We start from the raw sequence: 22,011 nt of genomic DNA on the forward strand, positions 1-22,011 counted from the left end.
GCACCGGCACGCCATCGATAACGAACGATCTCCATCCTGACTGAACCCCGGCCCGCAAGGACCGGGGTTTTTTCTGTGCCGGATATACGCCGCCAGCCCGCCGGTTAGGGCGCTTCAGGCGTGAGCCAGCTCACCGCGGCCCCGCCGCCGGTGGAGGGCAGGGCGTCGTGCAGGGCCGGCAGCATCTCCTTCAGCGTCTCGTCGAGCTTCCAGGGCGGATTGACGATCAGCAGGCCGGAGCCGTTCAGCCGCAGATGGGTGTCTTCGGGATGCCAGGTCAGTTCGGCGATCAGCACCTTCGGGATGCCGGTCTTCTCGACCGCATCCTGGAACCGCCAGACCGCCGCGCGCTCCTTGATCGGATACCACAGGGCGAAGATGCCGGTGGACCAGCGGCGGTGCGCCTGCGCCAGCCCCTCCGCCATGCGGGCGAACTCGTCGGGCTGCTCGAAGGGCGGATCGATCAGGACCAGCCCACGCTTCTCCTTGGGCGGCAGATGGGCCTTCAGCGCGGTATAGGCGTCGGACTGGTGGACGGCGACGGAGCGGTCGCCGGCGAACTCCGCCTTCAGGCTGACGGCGTCGTCGGGGTGCAGTTCGACCAGCACCAATCGGTCCTGCGGGCGCAGCGCGGCGCGGGCGATTCGCGGCGAACCGGGATACCAGCGCAGGGCGCCGTCGGGGTTCAGCGCCTGGACGGCATCCAGATAGGGCGCCAGCGCCGGATGCGGCAGGGGATGGCCGAACAGCCGGCCGATGCCCTCGTCGCTCTCACCGGTCTTGCGGGCCGCCTCGGAGGTCAGGTCGTAACGGCCGATGCCGGCATGGGTGTCCAGCACGCAGAAAGGCGTCGGTTTGGCGCGCAGATGATCCAGGATCAGCGCCAGCATGGCGTGCTTCATCACGTCGGCCGGGTTGCCGGCGTGGAAGATGTGGCGGTAGTTCATGCGTCGGGGTTTACCCGATCACGCAACGCGGCGCCAGCGGCTCTTGCCGGCGCGGCCGGTCGGCGGACGGATCAGTTGATCGCCGCGACCTGCTGTGCGTTGTGGAAGCTGCGGCGGGTGCGCGGGGCGACGCTGACGGGATCGGAATCCTCGCAGCGGGAAGAGGCAAGCAGCTTGGCGCTCTGCGTGTCCAGTTCGCCCAGGCTCTGCCAGATCTTGCAGACATAGGCCTGAGCGCGACGGCCGGAGCTGCCGTTGTAGCGGGCCAGCGCGGTCTTCCAGTTGCCTTCCTCGCCATGGAAGCGGACGAGAAGCTGGCCGGCGTAGAACACGTTGTCGCGCGGCTCGACGATCTTCTCCAGCGGCTGGAACTCGCCACGGTGGGTGGCGACCGACAGCTGCATGCAGCCGACATAGGTGTTGGAGCGAAGCTGGCCGCGGTGATCGCGAAGATGACGGGCGGCGTCACTGACGTTGCGGGCGTAGTAGGGACGGCCCTGCACGCTCATGGCGAAGGGGTGGGGAGTGCCGTCCTGGCCACTTTCGACCAGAGCGATGGCCACCAGCATGCCGGAGGGAATGCCGAGCTTCTGTTCGGCCTCCACCGCGTGGGTGACGCAGCTTTCCTTCGAAACGGTCTGGGCTTGGGCGGTTCCGGAAACGGAGAGCGCCACCAGGGGAGCCGTCAGCAGTCCCGCAGCCAGTGCGAAGCGTCCACACGTTGTGGCGCCTACGCGCTGATTTCGTTTCCGCATCCCAAATCTCCTTCTGCTGTCGCCCCGTCTTGTACGGCGGCTGTTTGACCCCCCGCGCGGGGCCGTTGTTCCGGTCACCGAGTCGCTTACGGCGACCGCCTCCTACCCAGATGTTCAGCGCCTCCCGATTGGGCGCCGCGGCAACACTTCCAAAAATTTGATCCATCGTCAACCCGCTTGCGCCCTGGTAATACCACAGCTTTCGTCCGTCAGATGTCACTCGGGCCCGTCGAACGGACGGCTTAGGCGCCTCGGTTAGGTTCATAAGCCATTGAATCGCCACATTTGCCGGCAAAATCGATTGGGGTGGTACCGCTGCCTCTCTTGACCTTTCGGATGGGGGACAAAAAAAGGGCTACTGCGACCGCGTGTCGCCCGAATCACACTTCGGAAGGATTTTCACGACCCCCTTGCGCGGCGCAGCATGTTGGGGCAGTAAACTCCGCCGCCCTGTTTCCCTGGACTCGGTTCCCTGGGCCAAGTCGGTGCCGCAGCGACGCCCGGGACGGCCCGATGGCGAGCGGAGGCGGGCTATCCGGGCCGGCGGCATTCCCCTGGTCGAAGCCCGCGATCAGAGGAACTCCATCCGTGTCCGCGGATCCCTCCATCGGCGACGAGCCGCAAATCTACAATCTCGATCAAATGTTCCGGTTCGGATACGACCGGCTCTACGCAGGGGATAATGTCGGAGCCGCCCGCGCATTTCGCGCCGGCGTCGCAGTCGATCCGTCCCATGCGGAGGCATGGTCGGCACTGGCGGAAGCCGGCGGCGGGACCGATGCGGCAGGGCAGGCGGCGGCCTGTTTCCGGCGCGCCGTCACTCTGGAACCGGGCAATTGGGGCTGGCGGCTGATGCTGGCCGATGCCCTGCGGCAGTGCGGTGAAACCGATGCTGCACACGCGTTGTTCCAGTCTCTTGCGGCGGAGCGGAGCGATTCGGCACAGGCACGACTCGGACTCGCCCGCTGCCTCGGTGCGGCCGGCCGCCAAGAGGAGGCGCTGGAGGAGTACCGGGAGGCGGTGGCGCTGCGCCCCAACGACCGCGACGCCGTTCTCGCGCTGGCGGATGCGCTGGCTTTGTCAGGGGATGCGCTGGCGGCGGTTGAACTGCTTCAGCCGCTGGCCCGGCGGCTTGAGGATGATGCGTCCGTCCATCACGCGCTGGGCCGCAGCTGGCTTGCCCTGCGCGAACCGGCCAAGGCGCTGACCGCGCTGCGCCACGCCGCAGGAATCGCCGAAGGGGACGAGGCGGCGGCGATCGAACGCCTGATTGCGGCGCTGGAGGCCGGGGAGGGTGCCGACCTGTCCGCCTCCTATGTCCGCGCCCTGTTCGACCGCTATGCCGATCGCTTCGACCAGGATCTGGTGGGCAAGCTCGGCTACACGGCACCGGATCTGCTGCGGTCGGCGGTCGATCGCGTTATCCCCGCCGCTGCGGGGTTGCGCATCCTCGATCTCGGTTGCGGCACCGGGTTGGCGGGCGTCGTTTTCAAGCCGCTGGCGTCCCGGCTTGCCGGAGTCGATCTGTCGCCGCGGATGGTCGAGAAGGCGCGGCAACGCCGGCTCTATGACGAACTGACCGTCGGCGACGTCGTTGAGGCGATGGAGCGGGCGCCCGGCGGCTGGGACCTGCTGGTCGCCGCCGACGTGCTGGTCTATATCGGCGACCTCGTCCCCGTCTTCGCGGCGGCAGCCCGCGCCCTTCCGACGGGAGGCCGTTTCGCCGCCACCGTGGAACGCCTGCCGGACGAACCGGCCTCGCTTACGGGTGAGTCTTTCGTGCTCGGCGCGACCCGCCGTTATGCCCATGCCGAACATTATGTGCGCATGACGGCGGAAGCGGCCGGCTTCCTCATCTGCCTGATGGAACCCTGCAGCCCGCGACGGGAAAAGGGCATACCGGTCCCCGGCCTCCTGTTCGTGGTGGAACGGGCGGCGCGGTAGCGATCCGGTTGCGGGTCAGATCGCCTGCGTATAGCGGCCGGTATCGCCGGGCAGGCACCAGCGTGTATGCAGTTGCCCCTTGGTGTCAAAGCTGCAGGCGATCCAGCCGGAACCATACAGCAGGCGTCGCCCGCCCTCTGCGAAGGGCGGCATCTCGAACCGGTGGGCGGGCAGGGGATGGTCAGGGCGGGTCGCCAGCGGCTCCGCCAGCCGCGACTTCCATCCCGCCGCCGGGGAGGTGGACTTGGTGAAGCGCGGCGCGTAAAGCTGCCACATCTCCAGTCCGCCGCCGCGCAGCACGCCCCGCGCCGCCGCTCCACCAGCAATGCCTCGCGAGGCGACCGTGATGCGGCAGCCGCTGCGCCGGGAGAAATCGGCCAACGTCCGGACCATCCGCTCCCATTCGGCATGACGGCCCGGTGCCGCCCAGTGATCGCCGAACCGGCCGCGCAGCCGGGAAGGGAGCACGCCGCCCAGCCGGTCGAGCAAGGCGGCGGCCGGGGTCAGCAGCGGCCCGCCGCTGACCAGGATCAGGTGACGACAGGCGGCGAAGCGGTCGAGCCAGTCCGGCAGCATGCTCCAGCCCCGTTCCGACAGCATGCGCCGGCCGTTGCGGTCGCTCCAGCTGTCGAGCGTCAGCAATCCGACTTCGCCCATGGTGAAGCCTTGGGCCAGCGTTCCGCACGCCGATCCCCATAGGCAATCGGGCGGGCTGTCGGCGACGGATCCGGTCTGGAAAAGCTGGACCTGACGGCGGGTCGCCGCGAACAGCGGGCGCAGGCTGCGCGAGGCGGCGTCGCCCTCCTCCCGGCCGCCCCAGGCGCCGGCCAGCAGCCGGCCGAGATCGCTGCCGTCCCACACCATCACCGAGGGGATCGACGCCAACGCCGAGGCCGCGGCGGCACCGCTCCAGGTCCGCAGCATGCGGTCGAAGCCGGCGGCCATCAGCTCTTCCGCCACGCCGGGCAGTGGGGGGCCAAGCCGGCGGGAGACATCGGACAGCAGGCCATTCGTCTGGGGAGCGGCGGCCGTCACGGCATCGCCGTCGATCTGCCCGCCGGCCTGGACCATCAGGTGATAGCGATCGGCGGACTGCCGGGACAGCAGATCGGACCAGAGGGCCGGTGACGCGCCGGTCGGGCCTTCGGCCTCCGGATCGCCACCGCCGGTCATTCCGCTTCCGTAAAGAATGGCTATACGTGGGAGTGAATGACGACCCGGAACGACCACGGTCCAGCGGGGACCGTCGGGAAAGCCGTATGTAACGTCGGTGTCGCGCATGCCGCGGGGGACGGCGAAGTCGAATCGCCAGAGCTGGCGGTGGCGCCAGTGCGTCAGGTGGCGCGGCGGGACGGGCAGGGTGACGCCGTCCACCCGCAGATCGTCGGGCTCGACCTCCCCATCCAGAACGAACAGCGCCGACAGCCACCAACGGTCACGCTGCTCACCACGGAAATACAGGATGGGACCGAGCAGGATGCTCGGTTCCGCTCGTCTCGGCGCCATGCTTCATCCGTCCGAACCGACCCTTCCCCCAAAGATGGGCCTGCCGCATGCAATAGCGCAAGGCGCCGCCGGACGGCGAAAAAATATCGCGCTCCGAGACGTACGGTCAGCCGTTCCGCTTGCGCAACAGCTCCAGCATTCGGGGCGGCACCTCTTCGTTCAGGACCGGGTCGTACAGGCGATGAAGCTCCTCCACATGCTGGCGATGCTGGGCGAGCAGCGCCTTTGCGTCGGGATCGCTCTCGACCACGCTTTCGAATTCTGCGCGCTCCCGCTCGTCCAGGGCGCCGTCCAGATAGGCGTTGATATCGGTCATCGTCACACGCTTCATCTCTGTCGTTCCCGGATGGGTCGCCGGGGTTCTCCCCTGGGACACGATCAACCGTGACACGTCCGGTGGCCCCGCCGTTCCCGGAAAGCTTGGCCTAAAGGACGCCTACCCCATCTTATGGGCATGATCCTCAGCCATACCAGTCCGACAAACGGCGCGATCACTGCTCACTTTCGAGGCGAGCAAACCGGCACTGCCATCCTCTTTCGCGTCGCCCGGCCAAGTAACAGGGCGGTGCAGCCGATTGTTCCGGTTTCCGTTGGTGCGGAACGCCGCGCAATGGGGACTGTTGTGATTGTGCAACTCACCCCATGCGCGCCCCGACAGGGTTGCCGAAGAAGGAGAATGCCATGGCGCAACAGGAGGGCAGACAACCGCCCCAGCACCAGAACACGCAGCCGGGCCATCAGGCGCCCATGACTCCGCAGCCGTCGGAAACGCGCCCCGCCTACCGCGGCAGCGGCAAGCTGCGCGACAAGGTGGCATTGATCACCGGCGGCGACAGCGGCATCGGCCGGGCCATCGCCGTGCTGTACGCGCGCGAAGGCGCGAAGGTCGGCATCCTGTACCTGAACGAGGACGACGATGCCCGCGAGACCCGCCGGCTGGTCGAAGCCGAGGGCCAGCCCTGCACCATCCTGAGCGGCGACGTCGGCAGTGAGGAAACCTGCCGCAAGGCGGTGGAGCGCATCGTCGGCGAGCATGGCCGCCTCGACATCCTGATCAACAATGCGGCCGAACAGCATCCGCAGAAATCGATCGAGGACATCACCGCCGAGCAGCTGGAGCGGACCTTCCGCACCAACATCTTCGGACAATTCTATATGGTGAAGGCCGCCCTGCCGCACATGCACGAGGGTGCCAGCATCATCAACACCACCTCCGTCACCGCATACAAGGGCAGTCCGGAACTGCTGGACTATTCGGCGACCAAGGGCGCCATCGTCGCCTTCACCCGGTCGCTGTCGATGGCCCTGAGCGACCGCGGCATCCGCGTCAACGCGGTGGCTCCCGGTCCGATCTGGACCCCCCTGATTCCCTCCACTTTCGACGAGAAGAAGGTCGAGAACTTCGGCGGCAATGTGCCGATGAAGCGGGCCGGCCAGCCGGACGAGGTGGCGCCGTCCTATGTGTTCCTGGCATCCGATGACTCTTCTTATATGTCGGGGCAGGTGCTGCACCCGAACGGCGGCACGGTGGTGAACGGCTGAGCGGACTGGCTGACCGGAAGGGCAGCCCTCACAAGGTCGGACCCATGCGAAAAGCCCCCGTGCAGGGTGCACGGGGGCTTTTCATTCGTGGAGTGTTCGAAGCTGGCCGGCGGGCCATCAGGAAAGGTGTCGGATCAGGCGGTCATCAGGTTGTTCAGCCGCTCCCGCGCACGGCACAGGCGGGAACGGATGGTGCCGATCGACACGTTCAGCGTCTCGGCCGCTTCCTGATAGGGACGCCCCTCGATGGCGACCAGCTTCACGACCTTGCGCTGGCTGGGGGTGAGGGAGGAAAAGGCGCGGTCGACATCGCGGAAGACCAGACGCGACATCTGCGCCGCGTCGACCGACATGGCGCCGTCCCACAGCTCCACCTTCGTCACATGGCGGTCACGCTGCAGGTTGTTGAAATGCAGGTTCTTCAGCATGGTGGTCAGCCACGCCTGCATATTCGTGCCGGGTTCGAAACGATGCTGGCGCGATAGGGCGCGGGCCAGGCAGTCCTGCAGCAGGTCCTCTGCGGCGTTGGCGTCACGGGTCAGCTTGCAGGCATAGCGCTGCAGGTTCGGCATGCAGCGGATCAGTTCGTTTTCGAACGAGTACGCCATGGTCTTTCCTTCCTCCACGGTCTGTGTACGTCTCCTGCCGGCCGGGTGAACGGCAGCGCCCTTCGCGGTACGGGCGGGGCGCAGGGCAGGGACGGCATTGGGCTTTCCGGCGCGCAATGGCGGCGCTACCGGTTCGAAGGGCTGACAGTGTCTTTGCGGTCTTGAGCGCTCAGTGTGCCCTGGCGGTCGTCTCCAGGGCGCTTCCGGCCCGGCCCGTCATCCGGTGCGGGTCGGCGGTCCCTGGGGGGTGTTGCGGAACGATCCGGTCGGCGGTGGCGTCATTGAGGAGGTCCCGTTGTTGCCCGTCGTTGATCGTGTCGGGAGCTAAACGCGCTGTCCGCCGCGGATGTTCCACCGCAGGATCCGGAAAGAGTGACATCGGTGGCAGATCGCGGAGATTCCGGTCCCGTCTCCGCTTGCCGGGCTTACCACCATCGAACGCGCCCGCCGGTGCGCCGCTGCAACACTCAGTCGTTGGAAAACAGAGGCTTTTCCAGGCGAAGCGCCGCCATTCCATCCTCGTAGTAATCGGGATATTCCGCGAAGCGGCGATAGCCGGCCGCGATATAGAGCGCGATGGCGGCGGCATTGTCCGCCCGCACCTCCAGCCTGATGCCGACGCAGCCATGGGCGGCCGCGGCTTCCTCCAGCGCCGCCAGCAGGCGGCGGCCGATCCCCTGGCCGCGGTTGCCCGGCGCCACCGCGAAGGATGTCAGGCGGGCGAAGCGCGTGCCGGCATGGAAGCCGACCACCCCATAGGCAAGTGGCGGCCCCTCCATATTCGGCACTTGGCGGTATGCCACCAGCACCACACCTTTTGCCTTCCGGATCGCATAACGGAAGTTGCGCTGCGTCATCCGGTCGGTCGGGAAGCTTCGCTCCTCGATCGCCAGCAGCGCGGCGATGTCGGCCAATTCGGCGTGGCGGATGCGGATGCATGCTGCATCGCAGTGGACAGGATCGGATTCGTGAAGCATCGTTGACGGGAAAAAGGGGAGGGGACGACAGCCTACTCCCTTTTACCACAGCGAAACGACGGTGCGTTCCATCTGGGGAAAGCTTTGCTTAACCAACAGGGCAGACACTTCCGCCATGATTGGAGCGCCGTATTTCCAGCCGCCCGCTCCTATAGGCCTTTCACGCAGAAAGTCAGGACATGGACGCTCGGTTTAAATCTCGCGACATCGAACGCCGCAGCCTTGATGTCGATGGCCTCAAACGGTCGTTCCTGGAATGGCTGGTCTATTCGGTCGGCAAGGATGCACGCGCCGCCACGCGCCGCGACTGGTTCCACACCGTGGCGCTGGCCGTTCGCGACCGCGTCGTCGACCGCTGGATGGACACGACCCGCAGCTATTACCAGGAAGACGCCAAGCGCGTTTACTACCTGTCCCTGGAATTCCTGATCGGGCGGCTTCTGACCAACAGCCTGTCGAACCTGGGAATCATGGACGAGTGCCGTCAGGCGCTCGACCGCCTGGGCCTGTCGATTGACGACGTGGTCGATGCCGAGCCGGACGCGGCGCTGGGCAACGGCGGCCTCGGCCGTCTCGCCGCCTGCTTCCTCGACAGCATGGCCTCGCAGGGGCTGCCCGGCTACGGCTATGGCATCCGCTACGAGTTCGGCCTGTTCGAGCAGCGTTTCGAGAATGGCTGGCAGGTCGAATATCCCGAGCAGTGGCTGCAGTTCGGCAACCCGTGGGAATTCGCCCGTCCGGAGGTGCTGTACCCGGTCCAGTTCTATGGCCGCGTCGAGGAGTTCCGCGACAGCGTCGGCGAGCGCGCCTATCGCTGGGTCGATGCCGACCGCGTGCTGGCGATGGCCTATGACACGCCGGTCGTCGGCTTCGGCGGCGAGACGATCAACACGCTGCGCCTGTGGTCGGCCCGTGCCACCCGCGACTTCAACTTCGGCCATTTCAACGACGGCGCCTATATGAAGGCGGTCGAGCAGAAGATCCTGTCGGAGAATCTCAGCCGCGTCCTCTATCCCAACGACGCGACGGAAACCGGCAAGGAACTGCGGCTGAAGCAGGAGTATTTCTTCACGTCGGCCTCGCTGCAGGACATCCTGCGCCGCTATCTGCAGCATCACTCCACCTTCGACAATCTGCCCAACAAGGCGGCGATCCAGCTGAACGACACCCACCCGGCCATCGGCATCGCCGAACTGATGCGCCTGCTGGTCGATCAGCACGCCCTGCGCTGGGACGATGCGTGGGAAATCACCCGCGCGACCTTCGCCTACACCAACCACACCCTGCTGCCCGAGGCACTGGAAGCTTGGCCGGTGCGGATGATCGAGCGGGTGCTGCCGCGCCACATGCAGATCATCTACGAGATCAACGCCAAGTTCCTGAACCGGACCAAGGCCAAGGCAGACGGCGACAACGCGAAGCTGTCGCGCCTGTCGCTGATCGACGAGCGCGGCGAACGCCGGGTCCGCATGGGCAATCTCGCCTTCCTCGGCTCGCGCAAGGTCAACGGCGTGTCGGCCCTGCACACCGAGCTGATGAAGCAGACGGTGTTCGCCGACTTCCACGAGGAATTCCCGGACCGCATCAACAACAAGACCAACGGCATCACCCCGCGCCGCTGGTTGAAGCAGGCCAACCCGGCCCTGTCGGAACTCATCACCACCCGCATCGGCGAAGGCTGGATCTCCGACCTGTCGCAGATCGCGGCATTGCGCGAGAAGGCCGACGACGTGGTGTTCCGCGAGGAGTTCCGCCGGGCCAAGCGCAAGAACAAGAAGCGTCTGGCCGCCTACATCGCCCGCCAGACCGGCGAGGAGGTGCTGGTCGACAGCATCTTCGACGTGCAGGTCAAGCGCATGCACGAGTACAAGCGCCAGCTGCTGAACGTTCTGCACACCATCGCGCTCTACAACGAGATGCGCGACAACCCGACGGTCAGCTGGGTCCCGGTGACCAAGGTGTTCGCCGGCAAGGCGGCGCCGTCCTACCACATGGCCAAGCTGATCATCAAACTGATCAACGACGTCGCCAAGGTGGTGAATCACGACCCGTCGGTGCACGACAACCTGAAGATCGTGCTGCTGCCGAACTACAACGTCACCGCGGCGGAGATCATCATCCCGGCCGCCGACCTGTCGGAGCAGATCTCCACCGCCGGCATGGAGGCGTCGGGCACCGGCAATATGAAGCTGGCGCTGAACGGCGCCCTGACCATCGGCACGCTGGACGGCGCCAACGTCGAGATCCGCGAGCATGTCGGGCCGGACAACATCTTCATCTTCGGCATGACCGCGGAGGAGGTGAACGACCTGCGCGCCAGCGGCGGCTTCAACCCGCGCGATGTGATCGCGTCGAACCCCAGCCTGAAGCGGGCGCTGGACATGATCTCCACCGGCGCCTTCTCGCCGGACGACCGCAACCGCTACCACCCGATCGTCCAGGCGCTGACCGACGGCGGCGACCATTTCCTGGTGACGGCGGACTTTGCCGACTATTGCCGGGCGCAGGACGCCGCGATGGAGCTGTACCGCGATCCGGAGGAATGGACCCGCAAGGCGATCCTGAACACCGCCAACATGGGCTGGTTCTCGTCCGACCGTACGGTCAACGAGTACGCCGAGGAGATCTGGGACGTACACCCGGTACATCCGAGCCATGACGGCGAGGGGTTCCGGTAATTTCAGAAAGGGCGAATGCGCAGGCGCTTTACAATGCCTGCGCATTCGGATAAGAAGGCCCCATGAACCGCACGGCCATCACCACCACTACGACCAAAAAAGCGACTCGCTTCGGCGGGCAGCGGCGTGGTGCGTGCTGATCGGATCGACCAGCGTTTCTTCCACGAGGCAGGCCCCGCCGGAAAACGGACGGGGCCTCGTCGTATCCGGGGTCCGCTGTCCGAACGACCGATAGGCCGGTCCGATCAACAGTGCGATAGACAGGACGGAACCCCGCCATGAGCAGCAACAACGCCTCCGCTTCTTCCAAGTCCCTCCGCGTCGCCGTGGTCGGCGCCACCGGCGCCGTCGGCCGCGAGATGGTCAAGGTCCTGCACGACCGCAATTTCCCGGTCGCCGAACTCGGCCTGTTCGCCTCAGAGCGCTCGGCCGGCAAGGTGCAGGAGACCCCCTACGGCGCCCTGACCCTGCAGGCCTTCGACGCCGCGGTGGTGAAGGGCTATGACGTTGTCCTGCTGGCGGTCTCGGGCGACTTCGCCAAGGCGCATGCCAAGGATCTGGCCTCGGCCGGCGCGCTGGTGATCGACAACAGCTCGGCCTTCCGCTACGACGCCGACATCCCGCTGATCGTTCCGGAAATCAACGCCCACGTCTTCCGCGAGGCGTACGCTGCAGGTTCGCGCCTGATCGCCAACCCGAACTGCACCACGGCCATCGCCGTCGTGGCCCTCGGGCCGCTGCACAAGGCCTTCGGCATCAAGCGCGCCATCGTCTCCACCTATCAGGCCACCAGCGGCGCCGGTGCCGAGGGCATGGCCGAGCTGGAGGAGCAGACGCGCAACCAGCTGGACGGCAAGCCGGTCACCAACAGCGTGTTCCGCCACCCGATCCCCTTCAACCTGATCCCCCAGATCGATGCCTTCCAGGAGAACGGCTACACGAAGGAGGAGATGAAGGTGACCTGGGAGACGCGGAAGATCATGGAGGTCCCGGACCTGCTGGTCAGCTGCACCGCCGTCCGCATCCCGACCTACCGCGCGCACTCCGAAGCCATCACGCTGGAGACGATCCAGCCGGTCACGCCCGACGCCGCCCGCGCCGTCCTGGCCGATGCCGCCGGCGTGAAGGTGGTGGACGATCCGGCCAACGGCGCCTACCCGATGCCGCTGAACGCCACCGGCCAGTATGACGTCGAAGTCGGCCGCATCCGCACCAACCTGGTGTTCGGTGATCATGGCCTCGACCTGTTCGTCTGCGGCGACCAGCTGCTGAAGGGCGCCGCTCTGAACGCGGTGCAGATCGCCGAGCTGGCACTGTAAGACAGGCGGCCGAGCCCGATCCCAAGGCTCTGGAATCCCAGGGCTGGCACTGCTATGTAATGCGACGGGGGCCGATGGGCGTGTTTCGCCTGTCGGCCCTTTCGCCGTTCTCACGATCACCTTCTCTTGTCACGGGACTTAGCGCATGTCCGAACTTCAGGACGCCGTCTCCCGCCGTCGGACCTTCGCCATCATCGCGCACCCCGACGCCGGTAAGACCACGCTCACGGAAAAGCTGCTGCTGTTCGGCGGCGCCATCCAGATGGCCGGTGCCGTCAAGGCGCGCGGCGAGCAGCGGCGCGCCAAGTCGGACTGGATGAAGGTGGAGCGCGAGCGCGGCATCTCGGTGACCGCCTCCGTCATGACCTTCGATTTCGACGGGCGCACCTTCAACCTGCTCGACACGCCGGGCCACGAGGATTTCTCGGAGGACACCTACCGCACGCTGACCGCGGTCGACAGTGCGGTGATGGTGATCGACGGCGCGAAGGGCATCGAGGCGCAGACGCTGAAGCTGTTCGAGGTCTGCCGTCTGCGCGACGTGCCGATCATGACCTTCTGCAACAAGATGGACCGCGAGGCGCGCGATCCCTTCGACCTGATCTCGGAGATCGAGAGCGCGCTGGCGCTGGAGGTCACGCCGGCCAGCTGGCCGATCGGCATGGGCCGCGACTTCCTCGGCTGCTACGACCTGATCCGCGACCGGCTGATCCTGATGGACCGCAGCAAGGGCGACGAGATCGACGAAGGTATCGAGTGCAACGGCCTGGACGATCCCCGTCTGGACGAGCTGCTGCCCGCCCACGCCGTCGCCAAGCTGCGCGAAGAGGTCGAGATGGCGCGCGGCCTGATGCCGGCCTTCGATCTGGAGGCCTATCGCGCCGGTCATCTGACGCCGATCTATTTCGGCTCCGCCATCAACAATTTCGGCGTGCGCGAACTGCTGTCCGGTCTGGCGGAGAACGCCCCGCCGCCGCGTCCGCAACCGGCCGATCCGCGCACCGTCCAGCCGGATGAGGAGAAGGTCACCGGCTTTGTGTTCAAGGTCCAGGCCAACATGGACCCGAACCACCGCGACCGCATCGCCTTCGTCCGTCTCTGCTCCGGCCGCTACAAGCGGGGTGCCAAGCTGAAGCACATCCGCTCGGGCAAGCTGATGGCGGTGAACAACGCCGTGCTGTTCCTGGCCCGCGACCGCGAGGTGGCGGAAGAGGCTTGGCCGGGCGACATCATGGGCATCCCCAACCACGGGTCCTTGCGCATCGGCGACACGCTGACGGAGGGCGAGGATCTGCGCTTCACCGGCGTGCCCAGCTTCGCGCCGGAACTGCTGCAGCGCGTCCGACCGGACGATCCGATGCGGGTGAAGCATCTGCGCAAGGCGCTGGAGCATTTCGCCGAAGAGGGCGCCTCCCAGGTGTTCAAGCCGCTGACCGGTGCCGACTGGGTCGTCGGTGTCGTCGGACAACTGCAGTTCGAAGTGCTGGCCTCGCGGATCGAGGCGGAATATGGCATCGCCGCCCGCTTCGAAGGAGCCGGACTGGACGCCGCCCGCTGGGTCGAGACCGACGACAAGGTCCAGTTGGAGAAGTTCATCGAGCTGAACCGCTCGGCACTGGCGGAGGACCATGACGGCGCCCTGGTGTTCCTGGCCCGCAATGCCTGGCATCTGAACCGCGCGCAGGAGGATTTCCCGGCGCTGCGCTTCCTGAAGACCCGCGAGCAGAACCGCAAGGTCCACACGGCCGCATGAAATCGACGCCCGTCACCCGGCATAGGCCGTGGGCGGGCGTCTCTCCATGAGACAAATCTGTACAGCTCAACCTGAACGGACTGACGGCTTGACGGCGTCGGTCCGGTGGCGGACCTTGTGCGGGTGCGTGTGATGGTTTCGACACTTAAGCGATGGCCTCCGTCGGACGGGTATGGTCGGAAAAGAGGCGGACATGGCAACGGGATTGGACGAGCTTCTGGATAGCGGCGGGTTCATACCCCATGGGGTCTGCCTGCTCTGGCGCCCCGATATCCTGATGCTGCATGTCGGGTCCGATATACTGATCGGCCTGTCCTATTTCTCCATCCCTGTGGCGCTGACCTATTTCGTCATGCGGCGCCGTGACGTGGCCTTCGGTTGGGTGGCGCTGCTGTTCGCGCTGTTCATCATAGCCTGCGGCACCACCCATTTCCTGTCGGTCTGGACGCTGTGGACTCCCGACTATGTGCTGGAAGGGCTGGTGAAGTTCATCACCGCCTTGGCCTCTCTGGCGACGGCGGGGGCACTCTGGTGGCTGATGCCGCGCCTGCTGGCCCTGCCCAGCCCACGTGAACTGGAGGCCAGCAACCGGGCGTTGGCGCTGGAGGTGGCGACACGGCGGGAGATGGAAACCCGCTATTCCGGCTTCTTCAACAATCTGGCCGAGGCGCTGTTCATCGTCCAGGTCCTTCCGGACGGTGATTTCGCCTATGAGGCGATCAACCCGGCGCTGGCGCGGATCGGCGGCCTGGACCCTGAACAATTGCGTGACCGCCGTGTCCGGGATGCTGTGGCGCCGGAGTTGGCCAATCTGGTGATTCCCCGGTACACCGCCTGCCGCGATAGCGGTAAGACCATTGATTACGAAGAAACGCTGGACATGCCGGCCGGTCAGCGCGTCTTCCACACCATGCTGGTGCCGGTGAAGGACGCCGCCGGACGGGTAATCCAAATTCTGGGCAGTGGCCGTGATGTGACCGAGCGCAAACGCCTGCAGGAGGAGGTGGTCCAGACCTCCAAGCTGGCGACGCTGGGCACGCTGGCCGCCGGCATGGCGCACGAGATGAGCCAGCCGCTGAACGTCATCAGGCTTTGGACCGAAAACACCCTGAACCGCCTGCAGGAAAATCTGCTCGAACCGGCCCGTGCCGAAAAGGCCTTGAAACTGGTGATCGAGCAGACCGAACGCATGGGCAAGCTGATCGATCACGTCCGCACCTTCGGCCGGCGGGATGGCGGCGGCATGCGGGCCTTCCAACCCGCCAATTGCGTGCAGAGTGCTGTCGAGCTTGTGCGCCATCAATATGCGCTGGAAGACATCGAGATCGTCGAGAGCGCAGGCTCGGCGCAACTGCCGGTAACCGGACGCCCCCTTGAATTGGAGCAGGTGATACTCAACCTTTTTTCGAACGCGCGCGATGCTATCGTCGCGCTTCGTGCAAATGGTGGGAAAGCGGGACGCATCATGGTGGCAGTCGGCGACGACCCGGACAGACAGAGCGTGGTCATCCAGGTGACCGACGACGGCGGCGGCATCGACCCCACGGTGTTGCCGCAGATCTTCGATCACTTCTTCACCACCAAGGAAGTCGGGAAGGGATCCGGCCTTGGCCTGTCGATCGGCTACGGCATCATCGACGGCATGGGCGGACGGATCGAGGCCCGCAACGTCGAGCTGGAGGAAGGAAGCCGCGGCGTCCGCTTCAGCATCACCCTGCCGAGCCAGCCGGTCTCCTCATCCGACAGGGAGTTCTCGCATGCCTGATCCGTTGCACATCCTGATCGCGGAGGACGAGGTGCTGGCGGCGATGGCGCTGGAGGATTTCCTGACCTTCAAGGGCTTCCGCGTGACTGTCGCCGCCAATGGCGTGGAGGCGCTGGAGCGCTATGCCAATGAGCGGGTGCACGCATTGGTCACCGACCTTCGCATGCCGCGTATGGACGGCCAGACGCTGATCCGGGAAATCCGCGAACGGGATGCCACCCTGCCGGTGGTGGTGATGACCGGTTACCTGACCCAGGACAGCGACCTGAAACACGAGCGCTGGAAGCCGCTGGAGATCTTTAGCAAGCCCGTGAATCCGCGCACCATTTGCGAGACGCTGCACCGCATGCTGGGCTTGCCGCAGGAAGCCTGAGCGGGTTCGCTCAGTCCTCCAGCGGTTCGACGTCCACGCTGACGGTCAGGCCATGGCCGGCCCCGCCGACCAGCACGCCACGAGCCGGGCTGACATCGTCGTAATCGCGCCCCCAGGCTACGGTGATGAAATCCCGATTGGCGACGCAGGCGTTTGTCGGGCAGATGTCGAGCCAGCCGGCGGCGATCCCGCACCAGACCGATGCCCAGGCATGGCTGACGTCGGCGCCGACCAGCCGCGGCTGTCCCGGCGGGGGCAGCGTGCGCAGATAGCCGGAGACATAGCGCGCCGGCAGGCCGACGGCGCGGGCGCAGCCGACGGCGATATGGGCGAAGTCCTGGCAGACGCCGCGACGGTTGCGCATCACCGCCGCCAGCGGCGTCGCCACTGTCGTCGCGGTGGGGTCGAAGGCGAATTCGCGGTTGATGCGGTTCATCAGGTCGATGGCCGCCGCCACCGCCGGGCGGCCGGGGGTGTAGCTTCCCCGGGCATACTCCAGCAACTCCGGGCTGGACGCGACGAGCGCGCTGTCGAAGCAATATTGCGTGATCTCCGCCCCGTCGTCCGGCCCGGTCAGACCGCGCAGGCTGTCGCGCACCTGTTCCCACGGCTGCGAGTCGTTCGGAACCAGCGCCGGCGGCTCGAACACCTCCACCTCGCTTTCGGCGATTACGGAGAAGGTCCGGTGCGGTTCCTGAACCGCGACATAGGTGACGGTGTTGCCGAAATAATCCACCCGCTCCGCCCGCACCGCCGGTACCGGATCGATGGTCAGCAGGCTGCGCCGGATGCGCTGGCGCGGGTGCGGCCGGGCGCTGAGATGCAGCAGATGGTGGGAGATCGGCACATCCTCGCCATAATCGTAGGCGGTGGCGTGGCGCACGCGATAGCGCGTGGAAAGGCCGCCACTGCTGGCGGAGGGGCCGGGAGCGGGGGAAGGGGGCGTCATCGCGTCAGGCCGATCGTGCGAAGGCATGGCTGAAATAGGCGTGCGCCAGGAAGTTGGACACATCGGGCAACGACATCGCCAGCGTGTCGAGCAGCGTGCGCAACCCCTCGCCGGACGCCATCGCGTCGGTCCGTTCCAGGCTGTTGCGCGCGGCGGCGACGATGGCCAGCGCGCCGCCGGTCGGGTCCGTCCCGGTACCGACGCCCTGGCTGGGCAGCGCCCGCATGTGGCGGTCCAGCGCCGCAAGCTGGAAAGCCAGCGCGCGCGGATTGGCCTCCTCCCCCAGCAGCAGGTCGAGCACGGGGGTGCGCAGCACGCTGGTCAGGTGGCGTGCGCGGTAGGTCATCACGCTCTCGCCCAGTTCCAGCAGCACCGACAGGGTGGCGGCCTGCACCGGCTCGTCCTCTCGGTCCAGGTCGGCGACATGGACCCCGCGCATCAGCGCGATCATGTGCAACGAGCGTTCGATCCGCCGTCCGATGTCGAGGAAGCGCCAGCCGGCGCCCCGCGTCATGCTTTCCTGCTCGAGGCCGGAAAAGGCGGCCAGCGTGATCATCACGTCGTCCAGCCGCAGCAGCAGCGAGGCCGCGTCCATCCGGCCCTTCGGCGGCTGGGTCTGGCGGTCGATCGCCGACACCACCCGCCACATGTCCATCGACAGGCGGTCGCGCACTGAATATGCGGTGCGGTGCAGGCGCAGCACCTGGGAGCGCAGGCTGTTGGGATGGTCGGGGTCGGTCACCGCCGCGTGCAGCGCCTCGCGCAGCCCGCGGTTGGCGCCGCTCTCCGTCACCCGCGCCATCTCCGCCGGAATCATGCTCTGCGAACTGAGCAGGTCGAGCAACGGGCGAAGCTGCAGGGTGGCGCCCGGCATGTTGCTGTCGATCAGCCGGCTTTGGGTGGCGCGCAGCAGGCGCAAAGCACCCTCCGCCCGCTCGGCATAGCGGCCGAGCCAATAGAGGCCGTCGGCGACGCGGCTGGGCAGGTCGTTGGCGGACGGGCGGGCGCCACTGGCCGTCGGCTCCGTCGCCAGTGCCGGGCGCGGCTGGGTGGAGGAGACGTCGGCCCGGCGCGGTGCCAGGATCCAGGTGTCCTTGCTGCCGCCGCCGCTCTGCATCGACACCACAAGCCGGCCGGATTCGCTCGAAACGCGGGTCAGGCCGCCGGGCATCACCGCATAGCCGCCGCTGGGGGTGGCGCAGAGGAAGACGCGCAGCACCAGCGGGCGCGGCTGCAGCCGGCCATCCTGCCAGACCGGCGCGGTGGAGAGCGCCATCTGCTCCTGCGCCACGAAATACCAGGGACGGCGCTTGATCCGCTCGACGAGGACGGAGCGCTCAGCGGCCGACAGCTGGGCGCCGAAGATCGGCTCGAAGGACAGCGACGGGAAGGCCGGCTTGACCACCAGCCCGTCGAGATGGTCGATGACGTAGGCGCGTTCCGCGTCGTTGCCGCACCACCAACTGGCGACGCCGGGCAACCGCAGTTCCTCCCCCAGCAGATGGCGGCAGAGCGTCGGCAGCGACGACTTCATCGCCATCGATTCCATCAGGCCGGAACCCAGCGCGTTGGCCATCACCACATTGCCGGCCCGCACCGCCTCGATCAGCCCGGCGACGCCGAGCGAGCTGTCGGCGCGCATCTCCAGCGGATCGGCGAAATCGGCGTCGAGCCGGCGTAGGATCACATCCACCTGCTCCAGCCCCGACAGGGTCTTCAGATAGACCGTCCGGTCGCGCACCGTCAGGTCCGCCCCCTCCACCAGCGTCAGGCCGAGGTAGCGGGCGAGATAGACGTGCTCGAAATAGGTTTCGTTGTAGGGACCCGGGGTCAGCAGGACCACGCGCGGAGCCCGTCCGCTGCCGGCGCCGCCGTTGGTGCCGCCATTCCGGGACGCGATGGACAGCAACGTCTCCTTGAAGGTGTCGAAGAAGCCGGTCAGCCGCTCCACCTGGCAATGGCGGAAGCTGTCGGGCAGCACCTTGGCGATCACCGCGCGGTTTTCCAGCGCATAGCCGCTTCCGCTCGGCGCCTGGGTGCGGTCGGACAGCACCCACCAGCGCCCGTCCGGCGCGCGGGCGAGGTCGACGGCGTAGAAGTGCAGATGCACGTCGTTCGGCACCCGGATGCCGTGGACCGCGCGGCGGAAGCCGGGGTCGGCATGGATCACCGACGGCGGCAGCCGGCCGTAACGGGTCAGCGTCTGCGGCCCGTACAGGTCGGTCAGAATGGCGTTCAGCAGCGACGCCCGCTGGATCAGCCCCGATTCGATGGCCTTCCATTCATGGGCCGGCAGCAGAAGCGGCATCATGTCGAGCGGCCAGGGCCGCTCCATCCCATTGGGATCGCCGTAGATGTTGTAGGTGACGCCGTTCTGGTGCAGCAGCCGCCGCGCCTCCTCCCAGCGCTGCGCCATCTGTTCGGCGTCGAGGGGGCCAAGCGTGCTCATGAAGGTCTGCCAGTGCGGCCGAAGCCGGCCCTGGCCGTTCACCATCTCGTCATAGACCTGGCCCGAGCCATAGCCGATGGCGTCGGCCTCGCCGAACAGCGATCCCTGAGTGAAGGGAACCGGCGGCATCCCGGACGGGATCACGGATGCCGGCGCGCGGAATGGCTGGTCGGATTGGGACAAGGTCGGACTGGTGCGTATTGCCTATGAAGGAAGCAACAGTCTGAACGTCCCCGCCCGGCGATGCAAGGCTGGCGGCCGGCCGATCCATCCGAAAGAGGAAAGATTCCGCCCATATCCGTTCGCAGCCGCCTGGGCCATGGGCGACCCTTATGAATGAAAAAAGCCGGAGCGCCGCGGATGGCGACGCTCCGGCTTGCCGGATGCAGCGGAGATCCCGGAAACGGTCAGAGCGTCTTCAGGTATTCCACCAGCTGCCAACGCTGGTCGTCGGTCAGGCCGACGCCGAATTCGTGGCCGCTGTTGTGGTTGCCGGGCTTGGTCGTGTCATAGACGAAGGTGGCATCCTTGGCGGAGGAATCCACGCCGACCTTGACCGGGTCGATGGAGGTGCTGCCCATGCGGAAGGTCACCGACCGCTGGGACGCCGGCAGCAGCATCTCATACAGGTTGGGCACCGACCCGTTGTGCATGAAGGGCGCCGTAGCCCACACGCCGTCCAGCGGACGCGCCTTGTAGGCCAGCAGCTGCTTGATGGTGCCGGCCAGCGCCTCCTCGTCGGCGGTCGCCCCGCCGGAGGTGGACTTCGCCGGAGCGGCAGCCGCCTTCGCCGCACGGCCACCGGCGGGAACCGCGCCGACGGTCGGCTTGCTCTCGCCGCGGCCGGTCAGGGCGGCGATCACCTTCTGGTGGTCGGCGGTCATCTTGGCGCCCGGCTTCACGAAGGGCGTGGTGTCGAGCGTGCCGCCCTTCGTCTGCGATTCGGGCGACCAGCCGGCCGGCGCGCTGGCGGTCAGCCACGGCGCCGGGGCGTTGTCGCCCTTCAGCAGGTCGGCCAGCAGGCCCTGTTCACGCACCAGATCGCCGAAGATCGCGCCGATCACCGCGTTGGACAGCAGGTTGGCCGCCAGATCCGGGTTCTTCAGCGGCTTGCCGCCCAGCAGCTGCGGCGGCATGGCGACGTTGGCGAGGACGCCGGTATCGACCTGACGGCACAGCGCATCGACCGCCATCTTCGGGTCGGCGGCATAGTTGACCGTCACCATTCCGGCGGAGACGGCGGCATCGACGCCCTTGGTGCAGATCGTGCCGAAGGCTGCGATCACCGCCTTGGCATCGTCAGGCTTCACCCAGTTGAACAGCGGCACCATCTCGATCGGCGCGGTGGTGTAAGTCTCGCCGCGCGGCAGGACGGCGTGGCAGCTCTGGCAGCTTTCCTTGTAGATCGTCTCGCCGGCCGCCGCCTTGACGATGTCGACATTGCCGGCAAGGCTGTCCGGCCACACCGGCGAGCGCAGCTTGCGCAGCTGGTTTTCCATGTCGACCAGATTCCGGCCGCGGACCGTCGACTTGTAATAGTAGTGCGCGGCGTCGGCCGGCGGCTTCAGCGCCACCTTGCCGAACACGCCCAGCACCTCGCCGGCATTGCGGCCCAGCGCATCGAAGGCGGTGGCGTTCGGCAGCAGGCCGTTCCACTGCACCCGCGGCTGGTGCGGCGCATCCCACAGGAAGGGATAGCTGACAGGGGCGTTCGGCGCGCGATTGTTCTTCGGCAGGTTCAGGTCGATCGCCGAAACCCGGTTGAAGATCATGCCGAAGGCGTCGGTGCGCATCGACCCCCAGGGCGTGTCCGGGGTGCTGGCGGCGACGAAGGCGGCGAAGGACTGGTCGAAGGCCTTCAGGTCGTTGTACAGCGCCAGCTTCTGCTGATCGGTGGCACCGGTGCCCAGCACGCGGGTGGCGAAGGGCTGGAAGGCCGCATCGCTGGTCACGATGGTGTGGACCGCGCCGCTCAGCCCGCTGATGAAGCCGTAGAGGTCGCCGGTGGTGACCGCGCCGTCGATGCGCATGGTCTTGCCGTTCACCGTCACGTCGCCGGTGTGGCAGGCGGCACAGGTCATCCCGAACCAGGTGGTCTTGTCGGGATCGGTGTCCTTGACGAAGCCGACCGGCAGCAGATCGGGGTTCCAGCTGCTGGCGGTGCCGGCGGCATAGCCGTAGCGGGTGATGCTCTTGACGAAGGGCTGCTTGGTCTGCGGATCCTCCAACGCCATGAACCAGTCATAGCGCATGATCTGCGAGCCCTGCGTGGTGTTGTAGTACCACTGGCGGGCCTCGTCCGACCAACCCTGGTCCAGGTACCACAGGCCGTTGACCTCGACCGGCGGCTTGACCGGCACCGGGCGGGGCGGCTGCGGCGGCTCGGCGCAGGAGCTGAGCAGCAGCGCGGCGGCCGCCAGCGTCGCGTAGAAGGGCAGCTTCATCC

The 22,011-nt window shown here is 66.8% G+C and carries 16 protein-coding genes; 7 read left to right on the forward strand and 9 right to left on the reverse strand.

Annotated features, from left to right (window positions below; translation table 11 throughout):
* Positions 1-104: 104 nt before the first annotated feature.
* Both M5E06_RS05155 and M5E06_RS05160 read right to left on the reverse strand, forming a co-directional pair.
* Positions 105-947, reverse strand: coding sequence for a 23S rRNA (adenine(2030)-N(6))-methyltransferase RlmJ (locus M5E06_RS05155; RefSeq protein WP_252137390.1), 843 nt, complete (start codon positions 945-947; stop codon positions 105-107).
* Positions 948-1,018: 71 nt separating this feature from the next.
* A complete protein-coding gene (locus M5E06_RS05160) occupies positions 1,019-1,702 on the reverse strand; it encodes a transglycosylase SLT domain-containing protein (protein ID WP_252137391.1) in 684 nt (227 codons plus the stop codon).
* Positions 1,703-2,290: 588 nt separating this feature from the next.
* Between M5E06_RS05160 and M5E06_RS05165 the strand changes: the two genes are divergently transcribed.
* The gene (locus tag M5E06_RS05165) at positions 2,291-3,646 is read left to right on the forward strand and encodes a tetratricopeptide repeat protein (protein WP_252137392.1); all 1,356 of its coding nucleotides are present in this window, start codon (positions 2,291-2,293) and stop codon (positions 3,644-3,646) included.
* A gap of 15 nt (positions 3,647-3,661) precedes the next feature.
* Here M5E06_RS05165 and M5E06_RS05170 read toward each other — a convergent pair whose 3' ends face one another.
* Both M5E06_RS05170 and M5E06_RS05175 read right to left on the reverse strand, forming a co-directional pair.
* Positions 3,662-5,152: a hypothetical protein gene (locus tag M5E06_RS05170; RefSeq protein WP_252137393.1), complete on the reverse strand. Its 1,491-nt coding sequence runs from the start codon at positions 5,150-5,152 to the stop codon at positions 3,662-3,664.
* A 106-nt stretch (positions 5,153-5,258) separates the two neighbouring features.
* Positions 5,259-5,483 (reverse strand): anti-sigma factor family protein, encoded by a 225-nt coding sequence (locus tag M5E06_RS05175; RefSeq protein ID WP_085089356.1) that lies wholly within the window; start codon positions 5,481-5,483, stop codon positions 5,259-5,261.
* A 350-nt stretch (positions 5,484-5,833) separates the two neighbouring features.
* On the opposite strand from M5E06_RS05175, the gene M5E06_RS05180 reads away from it, so the two are divergent.
* Complete coding sequence (locus tag M5E06_RS05180) at positions 5,834-6,694, forward strand: SDR family oxidoreductase (RefSeq protein ID WP_136705582.1); 861 nt, start codon at positions 5,834-5,836, stop codon at positions 6,692-6,694.
* 134 nt (positions 6,695-6,828) lie between these two features.
* Here the strand turns inward: M5E06_RS05180 and M5E06_RS05185 are convergent, their stop codons facing one another.
* Entirely contained in the window at positions 6,829-7,302 is a 474-nt protein-coding gene (locus M5E06_RS05185) for a sigma-70 family RNA polymerase sigma factor (RefSeq protein ID WP_085089358.1), read from the reverse strand.
* A gap of 467 nt (positions 7,303-7,769) precedes the next feature.
* Positions 7,770-8,279, reverse strand: a complete 510-nt coding sequence (locus M5E06_RS05190) for a GNAT family N-acetyltransferase (RefSeq protein ID WP_109154578.1) — start codon at positions 8,277-8,279, stop codon at positions 7,770-7,772.
* Positions 8,280-8,458: 179 nt separating this feature from the next.
* Here M5E06_RS05190 and M5E06_RS05195 point away from each other — a divergent pair, with 179 nt between their 5' ends.
* From M5E06_RS05195 to M5E06_RS05215, 5 genes are all read left to right on the forward strand, one after another.
* A complete protein-coding gene (locus tag M5E06_RS05195; protein WP_252137394.1) occupies positions 8,459-10,957 on the forward strand; it encodes a glycogen/starch/alpha-glucan phosphorylase in 2,499 nt (832 codons plus the stop codon).
* Positions 10,958-11,235: 278 nt separating this feature from the next.
* Positions 11,236-12,276 (forward strand): aspartate-semialdehyde dehydrogenase, encoded by a 1,041-nt coding sequence (locus M5E06_RS05200; RefSeq protein WP_109075713.1) that lies wholly within the window; start codon positions 11,236-11,238, stop codon positions 12,274-12,276.
* Positions 12,277-12,421: 145 nt separating this feature from the next.
* Positions 12,422-14,029, forward strand: coding sequence for a peptide chain release factor 3 (locus tag M5E06_RS05205; protein ID WP_085089362.1), 1,608 nt, complete (start codon positions 12,422-12,424; stop codon positions 14,027-14,029).
* Positions 14,030-14,222: 193 nt separating this feature from the next.
* On the forward strand, positions 14,223-15,794 hold the full coding sequence (locus M5E06_RS05210; RefSeq protein WP_252137395.1) for an ATP-binding protein: 1,572 nt from the start codon (positions 14,223-14,225) through the stop codon (positions 15,792-15,794).
* Positions 15,787-16,167, forward strand: coding sequence for a response regulator (locus M5E06_RS05215; protein ID WP_252137396.1), 381 nt, complete (start codon positions 15,787-15,789; stop codon positions 16,165-16,167). The genes M5E06_RS05210 and M5E06_RS05215 overlap by 8 nt, the downstream gene beginning before the upstream one ends.
* A gap of 10 nt (positions 16,168-16,177) precedes the next feature.
* Here M5E06_RS05215 and M5E06_RS05220 read toward each other — a convergent pair whose 3' ends face one another.
* The 3 genes from M5E06_RS05220 to M5E06_RS05230 form a co-directional block, all read right to left on the reverse strand.
* The gene (locus M5E06_RS05220; protein WP_252137397.1) at positions 16,178-17,116 is read right to left on the reverse strand and encodes a transglutaminase family protein; all 939 of its coding nucleotides are present in this window, start codon (positions 17,114-17,116) and stop codon (positions 16,178-16,180) included.
* Positions 17,117-17,120: 4 nt separating this feature from the next.
* Entirely contained in the window at positions 17,121-19,694 is a 2,574-nt protein-coding gene (locus M5E06_RS05225) for a circularly permuted type 2 ATP-grasp protein (RefSeq protein ID WP_252137398.1), read from the reverse strand.
* Positions 19,695-19,972: 278 nt separating this feature from the next.
* Positions 19,973-22,009: a di-heme-cytochrome C peroxidase gene (locus M5E06_RS05230; RefSeq protein WP_252137399.1), complete on the reverse strand. Its 2,037-nt coding sequence runs from the start codon at positions 22,007-22,009 to the stop codon at positions 19,973-19,975.
* Positions 22,010-22,011 lie beyond the last annotated feature (2 nt).

The organism is Azospirillum sp. A1-3, assembly GCF_023806445.1.
Taxonomy (GTDB): domain Bacteria; phylum Pseudomonadota; class Alphaproteobacteria; order Azospirillales; family Azospirillaceae; genus Azospirillum.